This is a genomic window from Sphingobacteriales bacterium (assembly GCA_016719635.1).
In the GTDB taxonomy this organism is placed as follows: Bacteria; Bacteroidota; Bacteroidia; order Chitinophagales; family JADIYW01; genus JADJSS01.
In genome coordinates, this window is record JADJYT010000001.1 from 592,658 (window position 1) to 616,661 (window position 24,004).

The following is a 24,004-nucleotide window of genomic DNA, read 5'->3' on the forward strand; positions in this document are numbered from 1 at the left end:
TATTGACAAATCGAAACACTTGTATTATATTTGCATTACCCTTTTTTAGAAACATAAAGAAACATAACATGAAACCCTATTTATTATTGTTAGCAATAACATATTGTTATTGTATTAACGCAACCTGTCTTCTATCGAAGCTTAGCATCGATGAAAGAGTAAAAAAATCTCCTACCATTATTGAAGGTGAAGTCATAGATCAGCGGTCCTGCTGGAATGCTGACAAATCATCCATTTACACGGTAAATACCGTTTCGGTCATCTATCGCCTTAAAGGAAGTGCACCCGCTACCATTGAAGTCATCACACAAGGAGGTGAAATAGATGGAAAATTACTGGTAGTGAATCCAAATGCCGAATTAAAGACCGGTCTAAAAGGTGTCTTCTTTTTGCAGAGCAACACCATTTCTCTAAACCACTCCTCCACTGCACAAAAATATGAAGTGTACGGAGCAGCACAGGGGTTTATTGAACAGGACAAAATCAAGGGCAGTTATAACGGCCCTTTTGACGAATATACGAGCCAATCCGTTTTGTACGGATTGATAAAACAAGCAACCGGAATCGGATACCGTATAGGCAGCAATAACGTTCCAAACAATAACATCATTGGTGGAACGGGTATATCCTTATTTACACCGGCAACAATTAGCGCAGGCACCCAAAGTGTGCTAACAATCTATGGATTCGGATTTGGCAACAGAACCGGACAGGCAACCGTTCAGTTTAAAGACGCAAACAGTACTTCTTCTTCCGTATTCACTTCTGTCCCTGACAGCAGCTATATATTATCCTGGACAGATACTGAGATAAGGGTAATTGTACCCGGTGCATCTATAATGAGACAAGGCGGTGCTGGTAGCGGTCTTATAAATGTGATTGACGCAAACGGCAGCAGCATCTCTTCAAATTCCCCTCTGAATATTACCTACAACCAATTTGAGTATAAGAAAAACAAAATATCCTATTTTGATCAAAACGGTTCCGGCGGTTATACCTTTACATTAAACAGTGATTTCAACAACGGCGCCGCAAAAAATGCATTTGTAAGAGCGCTGGAGCAATGGCAGTGCAAAACGGGAGTGAATGCTACTATCAGCAATACAACTACAGCTTCAACCTGCTCCAACCAGATGGATAATATAAATGTGGTTTCATTTGCCACCGCCTCCTGCCCGTTGCCGGCAGGGGCATTAGGGGTCACTTATTCCTCTTATTCATTATGCACCAGCAGCATTGTACCGGATGGAATTGACATGATCTTTAATCCGAATACCTCTTACAATTTCACAACAGATGCACCATCCGGAAGTCAGTATGACTTTGAAAGTATCATACTTCATGAATTAGGACATGCGTTTGGAGAAGGGCACAACGCGGTTAGCAGCGAGTTAATGTTTCCTTCCATCGGATTTGGTGCTGCAAAAAGAGTCTTAAATACCATTAGTGATATCCCAAATGTTACAGAAATCCTGGAAAGAAGCATCATAACCACTTCCTGCGGCTATCTGAAACATAAGAAATTAACCTCTGCCTGTTCATCTCAACCGGTTACAAATCCCATGGTTGCAGACTTCTTACCGAATAAGACATCCGGCTGTGCTCCGTTAAGCATTCAATTTACCGATAAATCACTGGGTTCTCCCACCCTTTGGAAATGGGATGTAGACAATAATGGTACTACAGACTATACCACGCAAAATCCATCGCATACGTTCAATACACCGGGCAGCTATCATGTTAAACTGGTGGTGGTGAATGGCGCCAACAAGGATTCCGTAATCAGTACCACTCAAATTACCGTTGCTCCTGCTTTAAATTTAAATATGGAAACGGTTCAGGCTGTATCATGTTATTCAGGCAATAACGGTGTACTGAAAGCGATCCCATCAGGAGGAAACGGTACCTATACATATTCATGGAACAACAGCCAGTCAGGACAAACAGTTAATAATCTGTCGGCTGGACAATATTCTGTAACGGTGAAAGACGGATACAACTGCTCAGCCTCAAAAACAGTTACCATTTCACAACCGGAACCTCTGGATGTTAAAGTAAATACAGAGCTTATTAACAATGATGTCTATATGGCTACGTTAGTAACCACCGGCGGTACAGCACCTTATAATTTTACATTAAACAATGCATCTCAATTCAGCACGAATATTATCAACAACCTGAATGCCGGAAATTATGCACTAATTGTAAAAGATAAAAATAACTGTACCAAAAGTACATCTTTCTCCATCTCAGCTCCTACTCCGGTTATAGAAACGGAAAGAAGTTTTGACATACTGGATGTTTACCCGAATCCTGCAAATGATAGGATAACGGTCAATTTTTCATTATCTGAACCTAAATCGATTCAATTGGAATTATTCAACATCAGCGGACAAGCCCTTTATCAGGACAGTTATAATAATATCAAGGAAAAACAGACTTCCATTGATTTATCCGCCTTATCCGCCGGAACTTACATTCTGAAGTTTGGATTACCGGAAGGAAATACGTTCAGAAAAATACTCATCAACCGATAATTTTTTTGGGATTTTCTTTATTGTTATGTTCGCCCGCAGCGTCAGCTGCGGGTTTTTTATTTATTATTTCATAACTTCTGTATTGTTATGGATTTGGCTAATTTTGCAACATGAAAAAACGGGTGGTGGTAGGAATGTCAGGGGGTGTGGACTCCAGTGTAGCTGCCTACCTGATGCAGCAGCAGGGATATGAGGTGATAGGCTTATTTATGAAAAACTGGCATGATGGCAGTGTCACCTTGCAGGGAGATTGCCCCTGGCTGGATGACAGCAATGACGCCCTGATGGTAGCCCAAAAACTGGGCATCCCCTTCCAAACGCTGGATTTGAGCGATGCGTATAAAACGCGAATCGTAGATTATATGTTCGCTGAATACGAAGCCGGAAGAACTCCCAACCCGGATATACTCTGCAACCGCGAAATCAAATTTGATATTTTCCTGAAACATGCGCTGAATATCGGTGCGGAATATGTAGCTACCGGACATTACTGCAGAAAATCATCCCATACTGAAAATGGAAATACCATCTACCAGCTGCTGTCAGGAAAAGACATGAATAAAGATCAAAGTTATTTTTTATGCCAGCTTAATCAGGAGCAGTTAAGTAAGGCGCTCTTCCCTATCGGCGAACTCACCAAGCCGGAAGTAAGAAAAATAGCCAAATCGCTGGGACTGACCACGGCAGACAAAAAAGATTCGCAGGGTTTATGTTTTATAGGAAAAGTTCGTTTACCGGATTTTTTACAACAACAACTGCTTCCCAAAAAAGGCAGAGTGGTTTTAATACCCAATGAAGCGCTGCCGGTGAAAGCGTTCTATGACTTTGGAAACTGCTCGGATAAAGAATTAAATGAATTGACACAACATCAAACCTATTCTCCTTCAGATGGAAAAATTATAGGTGACCACAACGGCGCACATTATTACACGATTGGCCAGCGGAAAGGGCTGGGTATCGGTGGGTTTAAAACAGGCTTATTCGTCATCGCTACGGATGCCAAAGAAAATATCGTTTATTTAGGAGAAGGAGAAGAACACAGGGGACTGAACCGACCGGGATTATTTATTAAAAATGAAGACATTCACTGGATACGGGAAGATATCGCCTTGAAGAACAATGAAAATAGGGTTTATCAGGCCCGTATACGATACCGTCAGCCGCTGGAAGAATGTTGTCTTTACAAAAAAACAACCGGACTGTATATTGTTTTCAAAAATCTCCAAAGAGGCGTTACTCCCGGTCAATTTGCGGCCTGGTACCAACAGGATGAGCTGATTGGCTCAGGTGTAATTAGTGCGTAATTAACTTTATAAATCATCCTGAAAAGAAATCCCCGAATAAATCGGGGACAAAAACTTATAACCATGAAAACAAAGACAATTCAATATATTTTAATGATGATTGTCGAGTACTTTGTCTTTAGCCAATAAAACTCCGAAACCAAGAAGGATGACAGAAAACATAAAATAGTAGAAGACTCCAGCCTGTGACATGGTCTGAAATTTGCCTGTATTGTAATCTAAATAAGCTGAACTGTTTAAATATAGAAAGACGGAAACGGTAAAATAGACGAATCCCAAAATGCACAAAATTGCGCCGAAAACTTTAGTTAATTTTGCCATTGAAAAAATTATTTGTACAAAAATAATGAAAGAAAATTAAAAGTGCAGCTAATTTATCAACATAAAATTAAAATAACATACATCATATCTTACTCACTATCTTTACTTTAGAAGCCACAAAAATAGCCGCCAGACCGGCAAGCACCGAAACATAACCGACATAGTGAAAATTCTCAATTCTTCCCCCTGCTCCCAATTTTACAATAAATCCGCTGGCAATAGATGCGATTCCTGTCCCTAGTTCCATACAGGCCGACCGCATGCTCATAAATGCTCCGCGCTTTTCGGGAGTCGTTGCAGCACTCATCAGCGTATAGGCGGGAATCATTCTTCCGGCTGCCAATATAAAAAACAAGGCACACACAAAAATTGCCAGCGGAATGCTCACTCTGCTGATATGGGTGCTTAAGATAATCGGAATAAACGACAGGACAACTAAAATGACCATTGAAGGGAAATTGCCTTTTCTGTCTGATATTTTTCCAATAAAGGGCGATGTGGCGATGGTGCAGATTCCTCCAATTGCATACATGACTGGAACCAGGTGTTCATCGAATCCTACATTATTCACCATATAGGGAACAATAAACTGTATAACCACATAATGGCTGAACACCAGCAGAAAAGCCAGCAAAAGTGCCATCACCTGATTATAATCGCTGAAAATATGCGAAAGGGCAGCCAGCGGATTTTTGATGGGAATCTTGAGCTTTAAATGTTCTCTGATAGCCGGAATCCAGATGATAATGGCTATTAACGCAAAGATTGAAATAACGGATAATACCTTAAAAGGCATTTGTATGTTGTATTGTTTTGCCAGAAACAACCCTAATGGTACACCTGTAATAGCTGCCACAGCAAATGACAAAGAAATAATGCTCATAGCTGTTGCCCTGCGCTCAAAAGGAATGATATCGCTTACAATGGCTACACAAACACCACCTACAATACCTCCGAATATACCGGTAATGCCCCTGTACAGGATTAATAAATAAAAATTATAGGCAAATCCGCACAAACCGGTTCCGATGATAAACCCAATAAAAGTACCTACCAATAGTTTTTTCCGGTCAAACTGATCCATGATAGATGCAGACAAAAAGCCGGCAATACCTGCCACTATAGAATATACGGAAACCACAACTGTTGACTGAGCCGGAGAAACATGAAAGGTTTTCATGATAATATTCCCTAACGGCATAAGCAGCATGGAATCCAAAGAGGCCAGATAGCAGATGAATGCCATCAGGAAAACGATCAGGAATTCATTTTTTTTGCCATGCGGCAAATTTTTTTCTTCCAATACTAAACTATCTACGCTATCCATTCTCGTTTCTGATTCTTAGAAATCGGAAAAATTGACTTATCCGAATATCCATTTTTATAATTTTATGCTATACCGGTTACCACTTTCGGACACCGTCCACAATATCGGTAAAATAAAAGGAAGCTGTTAATCCCGTTTTTTCGGTATATTTCTTCCCGACATACGTCATAAATCGCTCTATCTTATCGTTTTCCACCAATGCAATGCAACAACCGCCAAACCCGGCACCTGTCATGCGTGCACCGATGCATCCGTCAAAATGTGTGCTGTAATGCACGATGGTATTAAGTTCATTTCCCGATACCTCATAATCCGCATCTAGAGAGATATGTGATTGCGTCAGCAATTGCCCAAACGCCTCAACTGTGCCATTTTTCAATAATACAACGGCCTGTTCAACCCTTTTATTTTCCAATACCACATGTTTTGCTCTTCTATATAAAACATCATCTTCCAGACAGGATAGTGAAATTTCATGGACATGACACAAATCGCCGGCTGGATCTATTGTTCGCAGAAGAGCAAATGCATCCTCGCATTCTTTTCGACGTTCATTGTAGTTAGATTCTGCTAATGCACGCGGTTTATTGGAATTAATAATGACCAGCCGTAAGCCTTTAAAATCCATCGGGATATATTCAAACTCCAACGTACTGCAATTTAATAGTATGGCATTATTTCTTTTTCCGTTGGCCACGGCAAACTGATCCATAATGCCGCATTGTACGCCTACATATTCCCGCTCCGCCCTTTGAGCATCTAAAGCAAGCGAAGTCCGGTTATTATGGTAATAGGATTCATTGAAAATATAGGCTATCAGGCACTCCAATGCAGCTGAGGAAGACAAACCGGCACCTAAAGGAAGATCACTGCCTATTAAAATATCGGCACCGCTGATATTCTCTCCATTGTCCATTAAGACCTTTAAAGTGGCGGCAATATATTCTGACCAATGACCGGAGTTGCTTACTTTTTCTAACGGGTTAATCTCGGCAAGCCGTATCAAAACCTCCTGATCGTATGCTTTTGCATATATCCGTATGACTTCATCGTCTTTTCTTCTTACGACAGCAGAGATACCCAATGAAATGGCAGCAGGGAGCACGAGCCCACCGTTGTAATCAATATGTTCACCAATCAGATTGACTCTGCCCGGAGAAAAATAACATTCCACTTCTCCATCGCCGTAGAGCTGAATAAATTCTTCTTTTAAGGGTTGAAGGTCGAGCATCAGACAAAACTGGTTGATTGAGGATGAATATTACCGGCTGGCATACGAAGTATGGAACTCCATTGGATTATTAGATTAACAGGATAAATTGTCCGGATAAATGCCCTGCGCAATTTTATTTCTGATAGCGCCAATCACCAAATCTTTTTCTTCAGAATAGGTTACGCCGCACCAGTCTTTCCCATCCGGCAGTAACTGAACTTTTATTTTTCCTTCTCCCATCATCTTTGATACGACAGTTGGAATCAAGAACTCCGCTTTCATTTCATCATGATTGATGGAATAGAAATCATTCCATTGTTTATCCAGCTCATCAAACAGATAGGAGGTAAAGCCCCAGAAATTCATGGATGCAAAACTGTTAAAAGGGATAGGCGTAAAAGAATGATCCTCATTTTCATTGCGCAACACGCCATCTTTCAAATCAATTTTAGTCATTTCTGTGATAGCAACCAATTCATTGTGCTCATTCAACGTACAAACACCTCTTGAAACTGTTCCGATATCGGATAACGTATTTTCCAACGGATAACCAACCAAAGCAAATGCTGGAGCATTATTGTCGGAAGTATACAGAAATCTATGAATGGAGACATAGGCCTCTCTTCCGTAAAAGTCATCCGCATTGATGACCACAAATGGGTTTTTCAGCAGTTCTTTTGTTGCCAGAATAGCCTGACCGGTTCCCCACGGTTTTGTACGTGCCGGATTTGCGTCTGTGGGTGGCTGCTGTAAGGCAAAACGAACAGGAATCTTATCAGACCATATCTTACTGACATGTTCCTGCATATCGCTTAACAAATCATTTCTGGTGATAATGACAACATCATCAAAACCAGCCTGTTGTGCATCATAAATGGCATAATCCATCAGCCATTCCCCGCTTGGCCCGAAGCTATCCGCTTGTTTGACACCGCCGTACCTGCTGCCAATACCTGCAGCCATAATCACTAAAGTTGTATTGCTCATGCTGCAAAGATAATTGAAAGATTGATTATTGAAAATATACGGTTTTAATTCTAAAAATAAATTAATTAATCTATTGTTATTCACAGGATTTGGTCAGGATGAACGTATTTTTGCTACCTTTGCCGTTCAATTTTACAAAAAAATGAATTTCGATAAAAACACGGTCATTGGTATTACTCTTATAATACTTATTTTTTTCGGTTTTTCCATCTATACAAGCCGGCAGGAAGCTCAATACAAGAAAGAACATCCGCAGGAAGCAAAGAAAACGGCCGCCTATCCAAAAGGTGACGAGAATAAATCCGCCTCAGCAAAAGACAGTGTTTCTGCTGCAACTACACCCTCAAAGAACGACTCCGCCATCGTTGCTGATTTCGGTATTTTTGCCCGGTCAGCTTCCGGAAAGGAAATTCTTACCACCATTGAAAACGATGACTGTATCTATACTTTTTCCAACAAAGGAGGTGTCATTAAAAAGGTGGAATTGAAAAAATATAAAACATTCCATAAAACGCCGCTTGTCTTGTTTGAAGACAAGGGCAATAATTTCAACCTGCTTTTTTACAGCAATGAGCGAAAAAATCCCATTGAAACCGAATATTTATTCTTTACCTCAGATGTAACGTCCCGAAAGATTTCTGGAAAACAGAATCTCACAGTTGTATATAAGATAGATGCGGGCAACGGGACGGTGTATGAACATGAATATGTTTTAACCGGAAAAGGGTTTGCAGTGGATTTTACAGTAAAGGCAGCCAACTTAGGAAATGTAATTCCCAAGAATGCATCTTACATTACACTGAACTGGAGCCAGTCCATGCCTTCTCAGGAAGGCGGCATTGATGACCAACGTGCGAATGCGGGAGTATACTATGAAAACAATGCGAAAGAGTCCGATTATCTTTCTTTGGGAAAAGATGTAGACGAGAAAATTGAACAACCCTTGAAATGGGGTTCTTTTAAGCAAAAATTTTTCAACACGGCAATCATCGCTTCCGGGAAACCCTTTAATAAAGATGCTGCCCTGAAATCAACGCTTCCCAAGGAGGAAGATAAAACTACCGTGAAATTTGTTGCAGCCCAGTTACAAATACCTTATGACGGATCCAACCAGTTCAGTTATCAGATGCAGATGTATATGGGTCCCAATAAATTCGACGAATTAAAAGCAACCAAATCAGACCTAACATCTATCATACCATTGGGCGGCAGTATTTTAGGCTTGCTCAACAAGTATTTTATCATTCCTATTTTCCATTTTTTCAGTAAGTTTCTGTCGAACTACGGTATTATTATTTTCATTCTGGCGTTAGTGATCAAACTGGTCACCTTTCCGTTTACCTACAAATCCACTCTTTCGATGATAAAAATGAAAGTGCTGAAACCGGAGCTGGATGAATTAAAGAAGAAATTTCCAAATCAGGCTGAATACGGACAAAAACAAATGGAACTATACAGCCAGACCGGCGTTAGTCCTTTTGGAGGATGTTTGCCGATGCTGCTGCAGATGCCCATCCTGATTGCGATGTACCGGTTTTTTCCTGCATCTATTGAATTAAGGCAACAACCCTTCCTTTGGGCAACCGACCTGTCAAGTTTTGATGCTATTGTAACATGGGGGCCTGAAATACCGCTTATTGGAAACCACCTGAGTTTATTTACTATTCTTATGGCGGTATCCTCTATCGCAGTTACAAAGCTTACAAGCATGGCCCAGCCCAGTGCCGGCCCCGATGATATGATGGCACAGCAAATGAAAATAATGCAATATGTAATGCCGGTCATGTTGTTATTTATCTTTAACAAACAGCCTGCCGCATTAAGCTATTACTACTTCCTCTTCAATATACTTACCATCGGTCAGAATTGGATTATACAGAAATTCTTTGTGGATGAAGCCAAAATTCACCTGCAGATACAGGAAAACAGAAAGAAGCCGAAAAAGCAAGGCGCTTTCCAGCAAAGAATGCAGGAAATGATGAAACAACAACAGGAATTGAAGAAGGGTAAATAAATTCTTCCGGATATTCTATTTTACATTTTTCAATATCTTATTATATTAGTGTGTGCGATATAAGTTATCACATACACCATTATTGAGAATTGTCCTTCCTTTGGCAACCGGTATCTGGTTGTTTGATTACATGAACATCCCGTTTCAATGGTTATTGGCTGCCGGATTTTTGACTCTCCTGATTACTTTTTTACAACATCTAACCATACAAAATACTACCTCAAAAAAAGTAAATGCCGTACTTGTCATTATTTTACTGCTGTTAGCCGGTGGAATACTCATTACTGGCAAAAAACCAGCAAGCCAGAAGCAGCACTTCAGCAATTACCCTGCGGTTTGGGCGAAAGGAATCATATCCAAGCCACTGGAAGAAAAAGATAAAAGCTACAAGACTATTATAATCATTGAACAAGTGGTCGACTCGAACCGGAAAGTAATAAATACAGAAGGCAATCTGCTCATATACATAAAAAAGGACAGCACGCAACCCTTATATGAAACAGGAGATGAGGTATTACTGCCTTTAAATTATAAGCCGACTGAAAATGCCCGGAATCCCGGACAATTTGATTACCGGAAGTACCTATCCCATAAATCCATTAATCATCAGCAATTTATACGTCCCTGCGATATAATCCTACTTCAGAAACACAAAAAATTACTTATAAAGAGATGGAGTAATGCTGTCAGCATATCGATACAGTCCGTTCTGGAAAAGTACATTCCCAACAGGGAGAATTTTGCACTTGCCGACGGCATCTTACTTGGACACCGGGCGGAAATCGATGAGGAATTGTACAATGCATTTGCCTATACGGGTATCATGCACATACTTTCTGTTTCCGGTTTGCATGTCGGGATTATCTATGGCATGTTGTTATTTTTTCTCGGTCTCATCAAAGACCGAAATAAAAAAATAAAGATTGCAAAGTTTGTATTTGTATTCCTGTTTATCTGGCTGTTTGCATTTATCACCGGGCTTTCACCGGCCTGTGTTCGGGCTGCCATTCTGTTTTCCCTGTTAAATTTTGGAAGCCTGACGAATGAAAATACGAATGGCATTAATCTGTTGTCCGGTGCCGCCATTATCCAACTGCTCATCGATCCGAATGCACTTTTTGACATCGGGTTCCAGCTCTCCTATCTCGCCATGCTGGGATTATTTATTTTTACCAATCCCATTTATTCGCTGTTTTATCACCCGAAAAAATTAATCGACTGGACCTGGAAATTATGGTCAGCTTCAATTGCTGCACAGCTTTTTACGGTTCCGCTAAGTATTTATTATTTCGGCAATTTTCCGACCTATTTCTTACTGGCAAATATCTTCGCCATTCCGCTGTCTGCGGTCATCTTGTGGCTGAGTATTTTCGTTGTTTTCTTTAGCTTTATTCCTTTTATCGCTTCCATAACAGGCTGGATAGATTCCATCACAATCCGCCTGTTTATAGAATTCACTTTTTTTATCTCCAATCTGCCAATGGGGAAATTATTTAATTTATACATTTCCAAGGTACAATTAGTTATTCTGCTGGTAGCGGTCACCTCTCTCTCATTATTCGTTATTCTAAGGAAATCAACCTATTTATTTGCCTGTTTAACCTTGTTCCTCGCAACAATCGTATTGTCGTATGTCCATGATATCCGACAACTGAAGAACCATGAAATCATTGCATATGCCATCCGGAAAAACTGGGCAATTGGAGTTAATCGGGGAAATGACCAATTGCTGCTTAGCAAAGACAGCATTGAACGGAAGGATTTACAATTTTCTGTAAAGAATTCATACCGGATGTTCCGAATTCAGCATGTACAACATACTACATCGGATGATACGATCTATGAAAAGCATCTCTATCACTATAGAAATCTGCTGTATGTTTATGGTAAATCATTTTACTTTATTACCAGAGAGAATTCAAGGAAACACTTTGCTCCGCCACTGAAGACAGACTTTCTGGTGTTGAGTGATAATTGTTATTTAGATACCGCTAAATTAAAAACAGATTTTGAATTCAGCCAACTGCTCCTATCCGGTGATAATGACAACAGACACCTGAAAATCTACAGAAGACTTTTAAATGCAACCCGCATCCGATTCAAGGATATCTCAGAGGGTGCATTAATTATCCAATAATTCCAAGACCTCACAAATAACCTGATAGACTTTTCCAAGTTCATCTTTGGAAATGACATAAGGCGGCATAACATATACGGTATTTCCCAAAGGACGCAGCAAAACGCCTCGCCGAATGAAATTATCATACAGGAAATCCCGTAAGTTATTAAAATAACCAGAAGCAGAACCTGATTTGACCTCAAAGGCTACTATTGTGCCTAATTGCCGCAGGTTTGCAACTTGTGGATGATCTTTTAATCTTTGACAGTATTCCTGCTGCCAATCCACCAAGGTTTGAATTGTTGGCATGTAATGAGTCAATAATTCCATGCTGGCATTGGCCGCCGCGCAGGCAAGAGGATTTCCGGTATAGGAATGCCCGTGGAAAAAGGTCTTCGATTTGTTATCACTCAGAAATGCATCATATATCTTTTGATGGCAGGTAGTCACTCCCAACGGCAAAAAGCCACCTGTAATTCCTTTAGAAAGACAGAAAATATCAGGTTTATGGGTCAAATAATCGGATGCAAAAACATTGCCTGTTCTTCCAAAACCCGTCATTACCTCATCCGCGATACAAATGACATCCATTTTTTGGGCAGTTTCAATCAACTTATCTAAAAATCCGGGATTATACATTAACATGCCTGCAGAACCCTGGATAAGTGGTTCAAAGATGAATGCTGCCACTTTTTGTTTACATATAATTCCTTCAAAATCCGTCAATAACCGGCTAAAATTGGATTCATCCGGTAAATCAATAAATGCAACATCAAAGAGAAACGGTTCAAATGGCTGATGGAAGACTCCGCGCGCCCCCACAGACATCGCTCCAAATGTATCACCATGATAGGCATTTTTAAAAGCAATAATCGTATTTCGTTCTTCACCAAGGTTAGACCAGTATTGAATAGCCATTTTCAAGGCTACCTCTACCGAGGTAGAACCATTATCTGAAAAAAACACCTTTTGCTGTCCATTTCCCAACATCTGCACCAGCTTTTCGGCCAATTCAACAGCCGGTTGATGTGTGAAACCTGAAAAAATCACATGTTCTAAACTATCTAATTGATTTTTAATTTGTTGTGTGATAAATGGATGCGTATGCCCGAATAAATTTGTCCACCAGCTTGAAACAGCATCAATAAACTGATTACCGTGTTCATCTGTCAGATAAACGCCTTGCCCGCTGACAATGGCAATCGCATCTTTGGCAGTTTGGTGCTGTGTGAACGGATGCCAGATAGATTGCCTGTCACGCTCAGAAAGATTCATAGTCCACTTGAAGTTGATTGTCGTTGTCGGAATGATCAGGATAAGAAGCAATCGTTTCCATCAACTTTCCCCTGATAGCCTTTGCCTGCTGAACTATGAAACCTTTAGACATAATGTCAGCTTTTGGAATATTACCGATTAGCTTTAATCCTGTATAATTTAAAATGAATCGCTCATTATCCGGATTTGCTGTTCCGTTAAAAATAATACCTGCTGTCTTAATACCAGATTCATTTAAGGCATTATTGGTCAGGATAGTGTGGTTTATGCTGCCTAAATAGTTCATAGAAATAAGAATAACAGGCAATTGAAACTTAATTATTAAATCTTTAATTAAATACTTATTATTCAACGGAGCCATCACCCCCCCAGCCCCTTCTACTATTAAGTAATTATTTGACTTTGGAATCATAAAATTTTGTATATCAATATATTTACATTCTAATTCAGCAGCCAAATGTGGAGAAACTGGTGCTTTAAACAAATACTCTTCCGGATGAATGGTTTGATGATGAATGGTAAACTCCCGAACAAAGTCGGCATCCGTAAAATCCTGGTTACCAGACTGCACAGGCTTCCAATAATCACCCTTTAGTGCCTCCACTAATACGGCTGACGCAACAGTTTTGCCTATATCCGTTCCTATTCCGGTAACAAAAAAACCTTTCATTATTTATCAATACTTTGATAATCAATTAAATAATAAAAAAATCGATCAATCTGATTCACTGTGTTAAAGCTATGTAAAATTATTCTTATCCGCTCTGTTGTTGTTGGAACTGTTGGCGACAGGATAGCCCTGACATCAAACCCCTTACTTTGTAAATAAGCGGCAGTATCTTTGCATTTCAGATTATCTCCAATCACAAGTCCAAAAATTGGGCCATCGCCACACACTTCCAAAGAGTTATTCAGCATTGATAGCTTAAACTTAAAGTATTTGATTATCTTATTTAATTTAAATAATTGATTTTTATTTGATTGAATAAAAAAATAACTATGTTTCACACGCAGTAGATTATTCGTTTCCAGAGCGGTAGAATAGATTAAATTCCTTGAGAAGTTGATCAGGTAATTTTTCAACAATTCACTGCACACAACGGCTGCGCCATGGCTTCCAACGGCTTTTCCAAAGGTATATACCCGGGCGAAACAGGATTCTTCTACTCCTGCTTCATTGCACAATCCACTTCCATTTATGCCAAAAAGTCCGGTTGCATGCGCCTCATCTATAATCAATTTTGCCTTATATTGTTTAGCCAAAATGGCTAATTCTTTCAACTTAGCCTTGTCTCCTTCCATCGAAAACATAGATTCGGATATAATAAATCGAACTTCAAATTCTGTATTGCACCTGAGTTTCTCTTCCAAATCCTTCATATCATTGTGCCGAAACGAAACTTTTTCAGCTCCGCTCAACTTCATCCCCTGATGAATGGATGCGTGAACCAGTTCATCATAATAGATAATATCCTGTTTCTGAATAACGGTAGATAACAACCCGACATTGGCATCAAACCCTGAATTAAACATCAATGCAGCTGCAGCGTGGTGAATTTCCGCTAACATTTTTTCTAAATCCGTGTAAAACACTGAATTACCGTTCAATAATCGCGACCCGGTAGCACCAGACTTGCAAAATATTCTTCTACCTAACTCATCATCAACCTGTTGTCGTATAAACGCCGAGTGTGCCAATCCTAAATAATCATTGGAAGAAAAATCGATGAGTTGTTCAGAATGTGTTAGCTGTCTGTAAAGGTGATTTTCTTTACGAGATTGCAAATAACCTTGTATACGTTCATCCAGTTCCATTTGGCATGTAATTACGCTACCGCTTAATGGGCAGCAACAACTTCCTGTTCTATTTTAAAGGATTCTCTTGGTTTTAGACCTAATATATCGAACATGGCCATATCATCTGTAAAACTTGGATTGGGGGTTGTCAGCAACTTATCTCCTGCAAAAATGGAATTAGCACCCGCCATAAAACATAGAGCCTGCTCTGCGACCGGCATGTCGAGGCGACCTGCACTTAAGCGTACCATTGTTTTAGGCATCGTAATGCGAACTGTGGCAATCATTCTGACCATATCAAATACGGAAACCCGCTTCATATCCTCCAGCGGTGTACCCTCCACGGCCACCAGGGCATTTACCGGAACGGATTCCGGATGTTCCGGCAATGTGGCAAGGGTATGAATCATGCCAATCCTGGCATCATGACTCTCCCCTAATCCTATAATCCCCCCACTGCAAACACTTATCCCAGCCTCCCGCACATTGCCAATGGTCTGCAGCCTGTCTTCGTAGGTTCTGGTCGTAATAATCTTATCGTAATGCTCTTCAGACGTATCCAGATTATGATTGTATGCAGACAAACCGGCTTCTTTTAATCTTTTTGCCTGGTCGGCTGTCAGCATGCCCATGGTACAGCATACCTCCATCCCTAAACTGTTCACTCCTTTCACCATTTCAATCACTCTGTCAAAGTCTTTATTGTCTCTTACCTCCCTCCAGGCTGCGCCCATACAGAAGCGGGTCGAACCATTTTGTTTAGCTTCATTAGCTTTGGATAACACATCATCATAGTCCATTAATTTATGCACTTTCACGCCAGTCTGGTAGCGGGCTGCCTGCGGACAATAGGCACAATCTTCCGGGCATCCGCCTGTCTTTACTGATAACAAGGTACATACCTGAACCTCACCGGTTTCATTGTATTTTCTATGAACAGTGGCAGCCTGATATATCAACTCTAATAATGGTTGGTTATAGACTTCAGTTATTTCCTGAATGTTCCAGCTATTCTTTATCATAACAATCGATTGTTCGGTAAATTAATGAATCTAAAATTAATTATAATCCTTATTGGTCTTATTTTTTTGTAAACGTTTTTTATTCTTTAAATATTCCTCTCCCATCAATTTCTCCTGTTCTCTAAAACTCTGTAATTGTTCAATATTGGGAGGCGGAACAAATGAAGGAATACTATTGATTGTATCACCCGGTTTGATTTTATTTAAGGTTGAGTCGACTTTATGCAGAATGGCAGAAAACTCTCTCGGATGTGACTGATAATAACGCAACGTAGAATAAAAAGCCGAACTGTCTATTTTGTGATATGAAAATATAGAATCATAAAGGCTTAATTTGACCGGTAAAAGCGAATCCGTACTAACAGGTAGCTTTTCCGCAACATAAGATTCCATTAACAACACATCCACTAAAACTTTTATAAATTTAGCATGTGTTAATTTTATTGAATTTTCATCAGTATAAGGGTTCCTAAAACAGGACAGAATAAATAGACAGGATACTATTGCCACTACAAAAAATGCCTTATATTTATAAAAAAAATAATTTCTGCTCATGGCTAATATTTCCGCCTTACAAGATATAACAAAAATTGCTAAAGATAAAAATGCAGTATTGGTTGCGATATCCAAGACCAAGCCTGTTGAAGAGATTCAATCAGTATACGATGCCGGCCATAGGTTGTTTGGGGAGAATAAGGTTCAGGAATTGGTTGTAAAGCAGGAAGCACTGCCCAAAGATATCCAGTGGCATATGGTGGGTAACATGCAAACCAATAAAGTAAAATTCATTGCCCCGTTTATCTGTTTGATTCATTCTGTCGATACATTAAGATTGGCCATTGAAATCAACAAACAAGCGTTAAAGAACAACCGGACCATTGATGTACTGTTAGAAATACATATTGCCGCTGAAACCAATAAATCCGGATTCTCTGAAGATGAACTGATCGACCATCTGGACATCAAAGCTTTTGATGCACTGAAAAACATCCGCATTGTCGGATTAATGGGAATGGCCACCAATACCAAAAGCCAGGTTTTGATAAAAAATGAATTCAAACGATTAAAGGATTTTTTCGAGGAGCTAAAATCAACTTATTTTAAGAATACCCCATCTTTTAATGTGCTTTCCATGGGTATGAGCGGAGATTACAAAATTGCATTGGAAGCCGGTTCTACCATGATACGAGTTGGATCCGCCATATTCGGCGACAGAGAAATTATAAGAAATCCAACCATCCCTATTTAAAAATAGTATTGGCTATACTCATTGCTTCAATAAAAGCATCCTTATTCAAACCATGTTCGATATTCATTTCATCGAAATAAGCCAGTAAATTCTCTGTTGGCATATTTCCCGTCAGGTCGTCTTTTGCCATCGGACAACCGCCATACCCTTTTATCGCACCATCAAACCTGTTGCATCCGCCTTCCCAGGCTGCCTCCACCTTTTCCCGCCAGGTAGCTGGTGTGGTATGAAAATGGGCACCGAACCCAATTTCCGGAAAATCATTGGATAAGACTGAAAAAACATTGGTAATCAGCTCTGGTGTAGCAACGCCTATCGTATCTGAAACCGAAAATTTAGTAACGCCCATTTCCAGTAATCTGTCCACCCAATGTTCGACCAATGCCGCATCATAAAAGTCACCGTACGGATTTCCAAATGCCATAGATATATAACAAACAAATGTCTTACCTGCACATTCGGTGATATTCATGATTTCATCTACCCTGAGTAAGGATTCTTCAATACTGCAATTTGTATTTCGTTGCTGAAACGTTTCCGAGATGGAAAATGGATATCCTAAATAGGTAATCTCGTCAAATTCGCAGGCATCCTCAGCTCCTCTTTTATTCCCCACAATCACAGATAAATTAGTTTCCGTTTCATCCAGTTTCAGGTGTGGAATAACGATTTTAGTATCTGCCATCTGAGGAATGGATGCAGAAGAAACAAAGCTGCCGCAATCCAGTGTATGAAATCCTACCTTCAGCAACGCGTTCAAATATTCTATCTTTTTAGATGTTGGAATAAACCCTTTAATTCCCTGCATTGCATCGCGGGGGCATTCTATTATTTTTACGGAAGCCACAAAATGATTTTATGCATGAAAATAATAAAAAGATATCCAAATAAAAAATCCCCGGTTAAAACCGGGGATTTTTGTATTCTTTTAAGGATTTATTACTCTTTTACCAGTTTATGATAATGTACCTCATTATCTACATTTAATTTAATTATATAAACTCCGCCGGCATATTCATTAATATTCAATTCTTCGAAAACAGCCTTTGTTACTGAATATGATTTCTGTACCATTTCTCTGCCATCAGAACTGAATATTGTCCATTTAACCATAGAATTTTTGGTTAAGTTCAGATTAAGCACCAGTCTTCCATCCGTCGGATTTGGGTAGATTTCAAATACGCTTACAGAATTCGCAGCATTTCTAATTCCGGTATATATCGCTGAGAAATTAGGGGATACTTCTGATGCACAATCTCCGCTCTTCACCTTTAATGTGTATACTCCCTGCGATGTAATTTCATAAAATGGTGTTGAAGTTGTTGCAATCAATACACCACCCTTATACCACTCATAAGAAGCGCCGGCTACAATGGTACTGCTGTATAACGTATCATTACTTTGGGTAATAGCCGGTGTCGCAGGGGTTGAGTTTACCGTCACTGTAGCTACTGCCGTTTTACTGCAGGATCCCGTACTTCCCGTCACCGTGTAAGTTGTTGTATTTGACAATGCCGGTGTCGTCGCAGGGTTGCCGCTCAAGCCGCCCGTCCAGGTGTATATCGTCGCTCCGTCTGCCGTCAGGGTCGCTGTATTGCCCGAACAAACCGTCGGCGAGTTCACCGTTACCGTTGGCAAGGCCGTCACCGTAACCGTCGCTATCGCTGTTCCTGTGCACGCTCCACTGCTTCCCGTCACTGTATATGTCGTCGTTCCTGTTAAAGCAGGCGTCGTTGCAGGGTTGCCGCTCAGTCCGCCTGTCCACGTGTAGCTCGTGGCTCCGTTTGGTGTCAGCGTCGCCGTCTGACCCGCACAGATTGTCGGGGAATTTACCGTCACATTTAAGCCGGACGAGACGTTCACCGTGGCTACCGCCGTATTCGTACATCCGCTCGCCGTACCTGTTACCGTGTAGGTGGTCGTATTCGTTAAGGCAGGTGTCGTCGCCGGATTACCCGTCAGTCCGCCTGTCCAGGTATAACTCGTCGCACCGCCGGCCGTCAGCGTCGCTGTCTGACCCGAACAGATTGTCGGGGAGTTCACCGTTACCGTTGGCAATGGTGTTACCGTGACCGTCGCTACCGCCGTTTTACTGCAGCCGCCAGCTGTGCCCGTTACCGTATAGGTGGTCGTTCCTGTTAAGGCAGGGGTAGTCGCAGGGTTACCGCTCAAACCGCCTGTCCAGGTATAACTCGTCGCTCCGCCGGCTGTCAGCGTCGCTGTCTGACCCGAACAGATTGTCGGGGAGTTCACCGTTACCGTTGGCAATGCCGTCACGGATACCGATGCAACTGCCGTCTTACTGCAGCCATCTGCTGTGCCTGTTACCGTATAGGTCGCTGCACTTGTTAAGGCAGGTGTCGTCGCCGGATTGCCGCTCAAACCGCCTGTCCATACATAGCTGGTCGCTCCGTTTGCCGTCAACGTCGCTGTCTGGCCCGAACAGATTGTCGGCGAGTTCACCGTTACCGTCGGCAAGGCCGTCACCGTAACCGTCGCTATCGCTGTTCCTGTACAGCTCCACCTGCTGCCTGTCACTGTGTATGTCGTCGTTCCTGTTAAAGCAGGCGTCGTCGCAGGATTGCCGCTTAGTCCGCCTGTCCACGTGTAGCTCGTGGCTCCGTTTGGTGTCAGCGTCGCCGTCTGACCCGCACAAATCGTCGGGGAATTTACCGTTACATTTAAGCCGGACGAGACGCTCACCGTGGCTACCGCCGTATTCGTACATCCGCTCGCCGTACCTGTTACCGTATAGGTCGTAGTTGAAAACAAGGCAGGTGTCGTCGCCGGATTACCCGTCAGTCCGCCTGTCCAGGTATAACTCGTCGCTCCGCCGGCCGTCAGCGTCGCTGTCTGACCGGAACAGATCGTCGGAGAGTTCACTATTACGCTTGGCAATGGTGTCACTGTGACCGTCGCTACCGCTGTTTTACTGCAGCCGCCCGCTGTGCCCGTTACCGTATAGGTGGCCGTTCCTGTTAAGGCAGGGGTAGTCGCAGGATTACCGCTCAAACCGCCTGTCCAGGTATAACTCGTTGCGCCGCCGGCTGTCAGCGTCGCTGTCTGACCCGAACAGATGGTCGGGGAGTTCACCGTTACCGTTGGCAATGCCGTCACGGATACCGATGCAACTGCCGTATTGCTGCAGCCATCTGCTGTGCCTGTTACCGTATAGGTGGCTGCACTTGTTAAGGCGGGTGTCGTCGCCGGATTGCCGCTCAAACCGCCTGTCCATGTGTAGCTGGTCGCTCCGTTTGCCGTCAGCGTCGCCGTCTGGCCCGAACAGATTGTCGGGGAGTTCACCGTAACCGTCGGCAAGGCCGTCACCGTAACCGTCGCTATCGCTGTTCCTGTGCACGCTCCACTGCTTCCTGTCACTGTATATGTCGTCGTTCCTGTTAAAGCAGGCGTCGTTGCAGGGTTGCCGCTCAGTCCGCCTGTCCACGTGTAGCTCGTGGCTCCGTTTGGTGTCAGCGTCGCCGTCTGACCCGCACAGATTGTCGGGGAATTTACCGTCACATTTAAGCCGGACGAGACGCTCACCGTGGCTACCGCCGTATTCGTACATCCGCTCGCCGTACCTGTTACCGTATAGGTCGTAGTTGAAAACAAGGCAGGTGTCGTCGCCGGATTACCCGTCAGTCCACCTGTCCAGGTATAACTCGTCGCTCCGCCGGCCGTCAGCGTCGCTGTCTGACCGGAACAGATCGTCGGAGAGTTCACTATTACGCTTGGCAATGGTGTCACTGTGACCGTCGCTACCGCTGTTTTACTGCAGCCGCCCGCTGTGCCCGTTACCGTATAGGTGGCCGTTCCTGTTAAGGCAGGGGTAGTCGCAGGATTACCGCTCAAACCGCCTGTCCAGGTATAACTCGTTGCGCCGCCGGCTGTCAGCGTCGCTGTCTGACCCGAACAGATGGTCGGGGAGTTCACCGTTACCGTTGGCAATGCCGTCACGGATACCGATGCAACTGCCGTATTGCTGCAGCCATCTGCTGTGCCTGTTACCGTATAGGTGGCTGCACTTGTTAAGGCGGGTGTCGTCGCCGGATTGCCGCTCAAACCGCCTGTCCATGTGTAGCTGGTCGCTCCGTTTGCCGTCAGCGTCGCCGTCTGGCCCGAACAGATTGTCGGGGAGTTCACCGTAACCGTCGGTTTCGATTTAACACGAATCGTCTTACTAAACGGTGCACTTGCATTGCCTGCCTTATAAGCCCTTAAGGTGATCGTATAGGTACCGGGGGTACTGAAAACTGAACTCACGGTCGTGGTGGAGGTAGAAGTGGAGGGTGTACCGCCATTTATCGTCCACCGGACAGAGTCCGGGCTGCCGCTCGATGCCGTAGAGGTATTCGTAAACACTAAACTGCCCCCTATGCATACCGTCGAATCACTCATGGTGAAGGAGGCCGTTGCGGTTGGCGTCGTAGTACATGATGGAGGCATATCAAATTTAGCTGTTTGATCCCTTCCGTTATTTGCAGAACCCTGTAAAGCAGTATACCCCATGCCTCTTCGTGCAAATGCAGACCAGATTTCACATTTATCGGCATAACCGTACAAAGTAGAATCAGCTTTCAAGATAGCATTTCTATAATCTAAAAATCCACCGCTGCACGGTTGTAATTTTAGTCCTTCAATAACCAGTTTTATTGCCCTGTTATTTCCTGCCGTTCCGTTTAGTAAATCTGAACTGTATCCGTATTTATCAATTAAATTCCAATACATATCCCAAATAGTTGCACACCATACTTCACCTAAGGTATGTACTTCAGGTCCTAAAATGGTGCCGCCTGTAAGATCCGGAATGCTAGCAACGTCAGCGTATGTCCATGGATTAACGGACATATCATAAGAGTAAGGATAAACTCTAATGCCGTCCGGAGAGCTTCTATAAACATAAGTTCCTAAACCTCTTGCCGTATTTTTTGTATCGCCAGGTCTGTGAGATAAAGCTAATGCAAAGAAATCGCTCCATCCTTCACCACCCTGTTCCGCATTTCCTAAACAAGAGCTGTTAGAAGGGCCTCCTGCCAAACGGTTCGAAATACCATGTCCATACTCGTGAGAAACAATTCCGTTATCCAAATCACCGTCCAATTTGGTACAATTACTAGCAGACATATTGACCACGGCAGTTGCTATATTATTTCTCAGGATTTGACCGGTAGCATACGTAACAAACAAACTCGGTATTGTTACAAGTGTACCATTTGTACCTGAAGCCATCGTAACTAAACTATCCCCTGCAGACTGTCTGTTTATAATAATGGCACCAATTGCGCCGGCTTGTTGGGCGTAATAAACTTTTTCGGAAAAATTACAGGTTCCTCTGTCAATCAACGCAATTTTACCTGAAACGGAAGAACCATTTGAGATGGTGCTGCAAACATAAGATGTCGGTGAAGAACCATTACTGATGGCATTAACGATTGACCCTGTCACATTAAAGGCACACGGACCAAAATTAGCGGGTGTAGCATCATAATTTCCCGCAATAGCAGGTGGCTGATTAACGGTTAAAGTTGGTCTTGCCCCATTGCTCCACAAATACATCTGCATTCTTGGTTTTTGTCCGTCTGCAGGAGTGGAGAAGTTAGCATTATCCGTACCACTTCCGTCATGAGCTTCTGCATATACAAAATCTGCAGCTGTTCCTCCTCTTCCGTAATTATTGGATTGAAAATTACCGGCTGCTTCAGTAAAACCGTATTTATAAAATATATCATGCATCATATTGTTCATATAAAACAATTGCGTCACAGCTGCCTTGGCGTTAATGGCACTATCCATTCTGAGATTAAAATCAATCGGATAATCAAAAACCAGCGATGCCCCGGCATTCGGTTGTGAGCCGGCATCAATCACATTATTTGCGTCCACGTCCTGATAAGCACTCACGTTGTTTCCTCTGGTAATGGTAAATTCAGCCCCTGCGGAGCCGTTTGTATCGTGCCAGCCATAAGGAGAAGCGGTAACATCATTAGGATCTGACAATAACTGACGAGCACCAAAAGTAGGCGCTTCTACATTGTATGGATATACCCTATATTGTGCCGCTGCCAATTGCTGGTCGTCCGGTCCATTGCCAAGTCTTTCGCTGTGGCCAAGTGGGTCCGGTATGTTGTCGTAGACTGAAGAGGAACCATACATACCGGGTACCACCTTACAATGCACCACTTCATCCACTTTTTTGATTAAATCGCCGGTATTTGCATCAATGGCATAGGTCCAGATATGATTATGACCTATTTCTTCTATATATACTTCCCAGGCAAGCCGGATATTATCCTTATCATCTGTGTAAAATAGTTTCTTAACATAGACCAGATCATCCGTAAGGCTGTTGACAGGTTTGAAAACCATGTCATTGTCACTTTTCTTTTTATCCAGATTGAAAGCACCTGTTGCTGTTGAATTCATCAGAGCTGCTACCCTTCTCAGGGCATCTTCCGGTTTTAAAGAAGCATCCACCTTATTCACTTTGGAAGCTAAATCCACCACACCGTTGGACGTATTGTAGATCAGTTTTCCGTCTTTAAAGTGAAGAGCAATGGAACTATTCTTTAAACCGATGCCGTTCACACATTGCTGAAACCAGATATGTGTAATCCCGGTGGTGACATCCGTGTACTCATCAGATACACGCAAATTGGCAATGTCATTTTCAGATAATGCAAATTCTTTTTTGTTGGATTGGAGGTATTTTAATGCGTCATTTTTGACACTGCCTGCAAAAAGGCAAAATACAAGGAAAACTAACATTGGAGTTAGTGTAATTCTCATTATCATCTTAGTTGGCTTTATTATTGTAAATCTACTAATTAATTAACATTAAC

The 24,004-nt window shown here is 42.2% G+C and carries 16 protein-coding genes; 5 read left to right on the plus strand and 11 right to left on the minus strand.

Translation table 11 applies throughout. The annotated features are described in order from the left end of the window. The first annotated feature begins 68 nt into the window (after nucleotides 1-68). A complete protein-coding gene (locus IPM95_02750) occupies nucleotides 69-2,537 on the plus strand; it encodes a T9SS type A sorting domain-containing protein (GenBank protein MBK9328236.1) in 2,469 nt (822 codons plus the stop codon). 110 nt (nucleotides 2,538-2,647) lie between these two features. Next, complete coding sequence (mnmA, locus tag IPM95_02755; GenBank protein ID MBK9328237.1) at nucleotides 2,648-3,841, plus strand: tRNA 2-thiouridine(34) synthase MnmA; 1,194 nt, start codon at nucleotides 2,648-2,650, stop codon at nucleotides 3,839-3,841. A 90-nt stretch (nucleotides 3,842-3,931) separates the two neighbouring features. Here mnmA and IPM95_02760 read toward each other — a convergent pair whose 3' ends face one another. From IPM95_02760 to IPM95_02775, 4 genes are all read right to left on the minus strand, one after another. Beyond that, entirely contained in the window at nucleotides 3,932-4,162 is a 231-nt protein-coding gene (locus IPM95_02760; protein MBK9328238.1) for a hypothetical protein, read from the minus strand. 82 nt (nucleotides 4,163-4,244) lie between these two features. Continuing rightward, a complete protein-coding gene (locus IPM95_02765) occupies nucleotides 4,245-5,489 on the minus strand; it encodes an MFS transporter (protein ID MBK9328239.1) in 1,245 nt (414 codons plus the stop codon). 76 nt (nucleotides 5,490-5,565) lie between these two features. Further along, nucleotides 5,566-6,720, minus strand: coding sequence for a galactokinase (locus IPM95_02770; protein MBK9328240.1), 1,155 nt, complete (start codon nucleotides 6,718-6,720; stop codon nucleotides 5,566-5,568). A 75-nt stretch (nucleotides 6,721-6,795) separates the two neighbouring features. Further along, on the minus strand, nucleotides 6,796-7,689 hold the full coding sequence (locus tag IPM95_02775) for a nucleotidyltransferase (protein ID MBK9328241.1): 894 nt from the start codon (nucleotides 7,687-7,689) through the stop codon (nucleotides 6,796-6,798). A 142-nt stretch (nucleotides 7,690-7,831) separates the two neighbouring features. Between IPM95_02775 and yidC the strand changes: the two genes are divergently transcribed. Then, the gene (gene yidC / locus IPM95_02780) at nucleotides 7,832-9,703 is read left to right on the plus strand and encodes a membrane protein insertase YidC (protein MBK9328242.1); all 1,872 of its coding nucleotides are present in this window, start codon (nucleotides 7,832-7,834) and stop codon (nucleotides 9,701-9,703) included. A gap of 52 nt (nucleotides 9,704-9,755) precedes the next feature. Continuing rightward, the gene (locus tag IPM95_02785) at nucleotides 9,756-11,840 is read left to right on the plus strand and encodes a ComEC/Rec2 family competence protein (protein MBK9328243.1); all 2,085 of its coding nucleotides are present in this window, start codon (nucleotides 9,756-9,758) and stop codon (nucleotides 11,838-11,840) included. On the opposite strand, the gene bioA is transcribed toward IPM95_02785, so the two are convergent. From bioA to IPM95_02810, 5 genes are read right to left on the minus strand one after another with little or no spacing between them, the layout of a single operon-like run. Further along, on the minus strand, nucleotides 11,826-13,097 hold the full coding sequence (gene bioA / locus IPM95_02790) for an adenosylmethionine--8-amino-7-oxononanoate transaminase (GenBank protein MBK9328244.1): 1,272 nt from the start codon (nucleotides 13,095-13,097) through the stop codon (nucleotides 11,826-11,828). The genes IPM95_02785 and bioA overlap by 15 nt on opposite strands. After that, nucleotides 13,084-13,767: a dethiobiotin synthase gene (gene bioD, locus IPM95_02795; protein ID MBK9328245.1), complete on the minus strand. Its 684-nt coding sequence runs from the start codon at nucleotides 13,765-13,767 to the stop codon at nucleotides 13,084-13,086. Before bioD ends, bioA begins: the two co-directional genes overlap by 14 nt. Further along, entirely contained in the window at nucleotides 13,767-14,912 is a 1,146-nt protein-coding gene (locus tag IPM95_02800; protein MBK9328246.1) for a pyridoxal phosphate-dependent aminotransferase family protein, read from the minus strand. The genes bioD and IPM95_02800 overlap by 1 nt, the downstream gene beginning before the upstream one ends. A gap of 23 nt (nucleotides 14,913-14,935) precedes the next feature. Beyond that, nucleotides 14,936-15,922 (minus strand): biotin synthase BioB, encoded by a 987-nt coding sequence (bioB, locus tag IPM95_02805; protein MBK9328247.1) that lies wholly within the window; start codon nucleotides 15,920-15,922, stop codon nucleotides 14,936-14,938. A gap of 30 nt (nucleotides 15,923-15,952) precedes the next feature. Continuing rightward, complete coding sequence (locus tag IPM95_02810) at nucleotides 15,953-16,471, minus strand: DUF4296 domain-containing protein (protein ID MBK9328248.1); 519 nt, start codon at nucleotides 16,469-16,471, stop codon at nucleotides 15,953-15,955. Between IPM95_02810 and IPM95_02815 the strand changes: the two genes are divergently transcribed. Further along, nucleotides 16,470-17,165 (plus strand): YggS family pyridoxal phosphate-dependent enzyme, encoded by a 696-nt coding sequence (locus tag IPM95_02815; protein MBK9328249.1) that lies wholly within the window; start codon nucleotides 16,470-16,472, stop codon nucleotides 17,163-17,165. The genes IPM95_02810 and IPM95_02815 overlap by 2 nt on opposite strands. Here IPM95_02815 and IPM95_02820 read toward each other — a convergent pair. Together IPM95_02820 and IPM95_02825 are read right to left on the minus strand one after the other, a co-directional pair. Continuing rightward, the gene (locus IPM95_02820) at nucleotides 17,158-17,973 is read right to left on the minus strand and encodes a hydroxymethylglutaryl-CoA lyase (GenBank protein ID MBK9328250.1); all 816 of its coding nucleotides are present in this window, start codon (nucleotides 17,971-17,973) and stop codon (nucleotides 17,158-17,160) included. The genes IPM95_02815 and IPM95_02820 overlap by 8 nt on opposite strands. Nucleotides 17,974-18,104: 131 nt before the next feature. Further along, the gene (locus IPM95_02825) at nucleotides 18,105-23,930 is read right to left on the minus strand and encodes a M36 family metallopeptidase (protein MBK9328251.1); all 5,826 of its coding nucleotides are present in this window, start codon (nucleotides 23,928-23,930) and stop codon (nucleotides 18,105-18,107) included. Nucleotides 23,931-24,004: the final 74 nt, after the last annotated feature.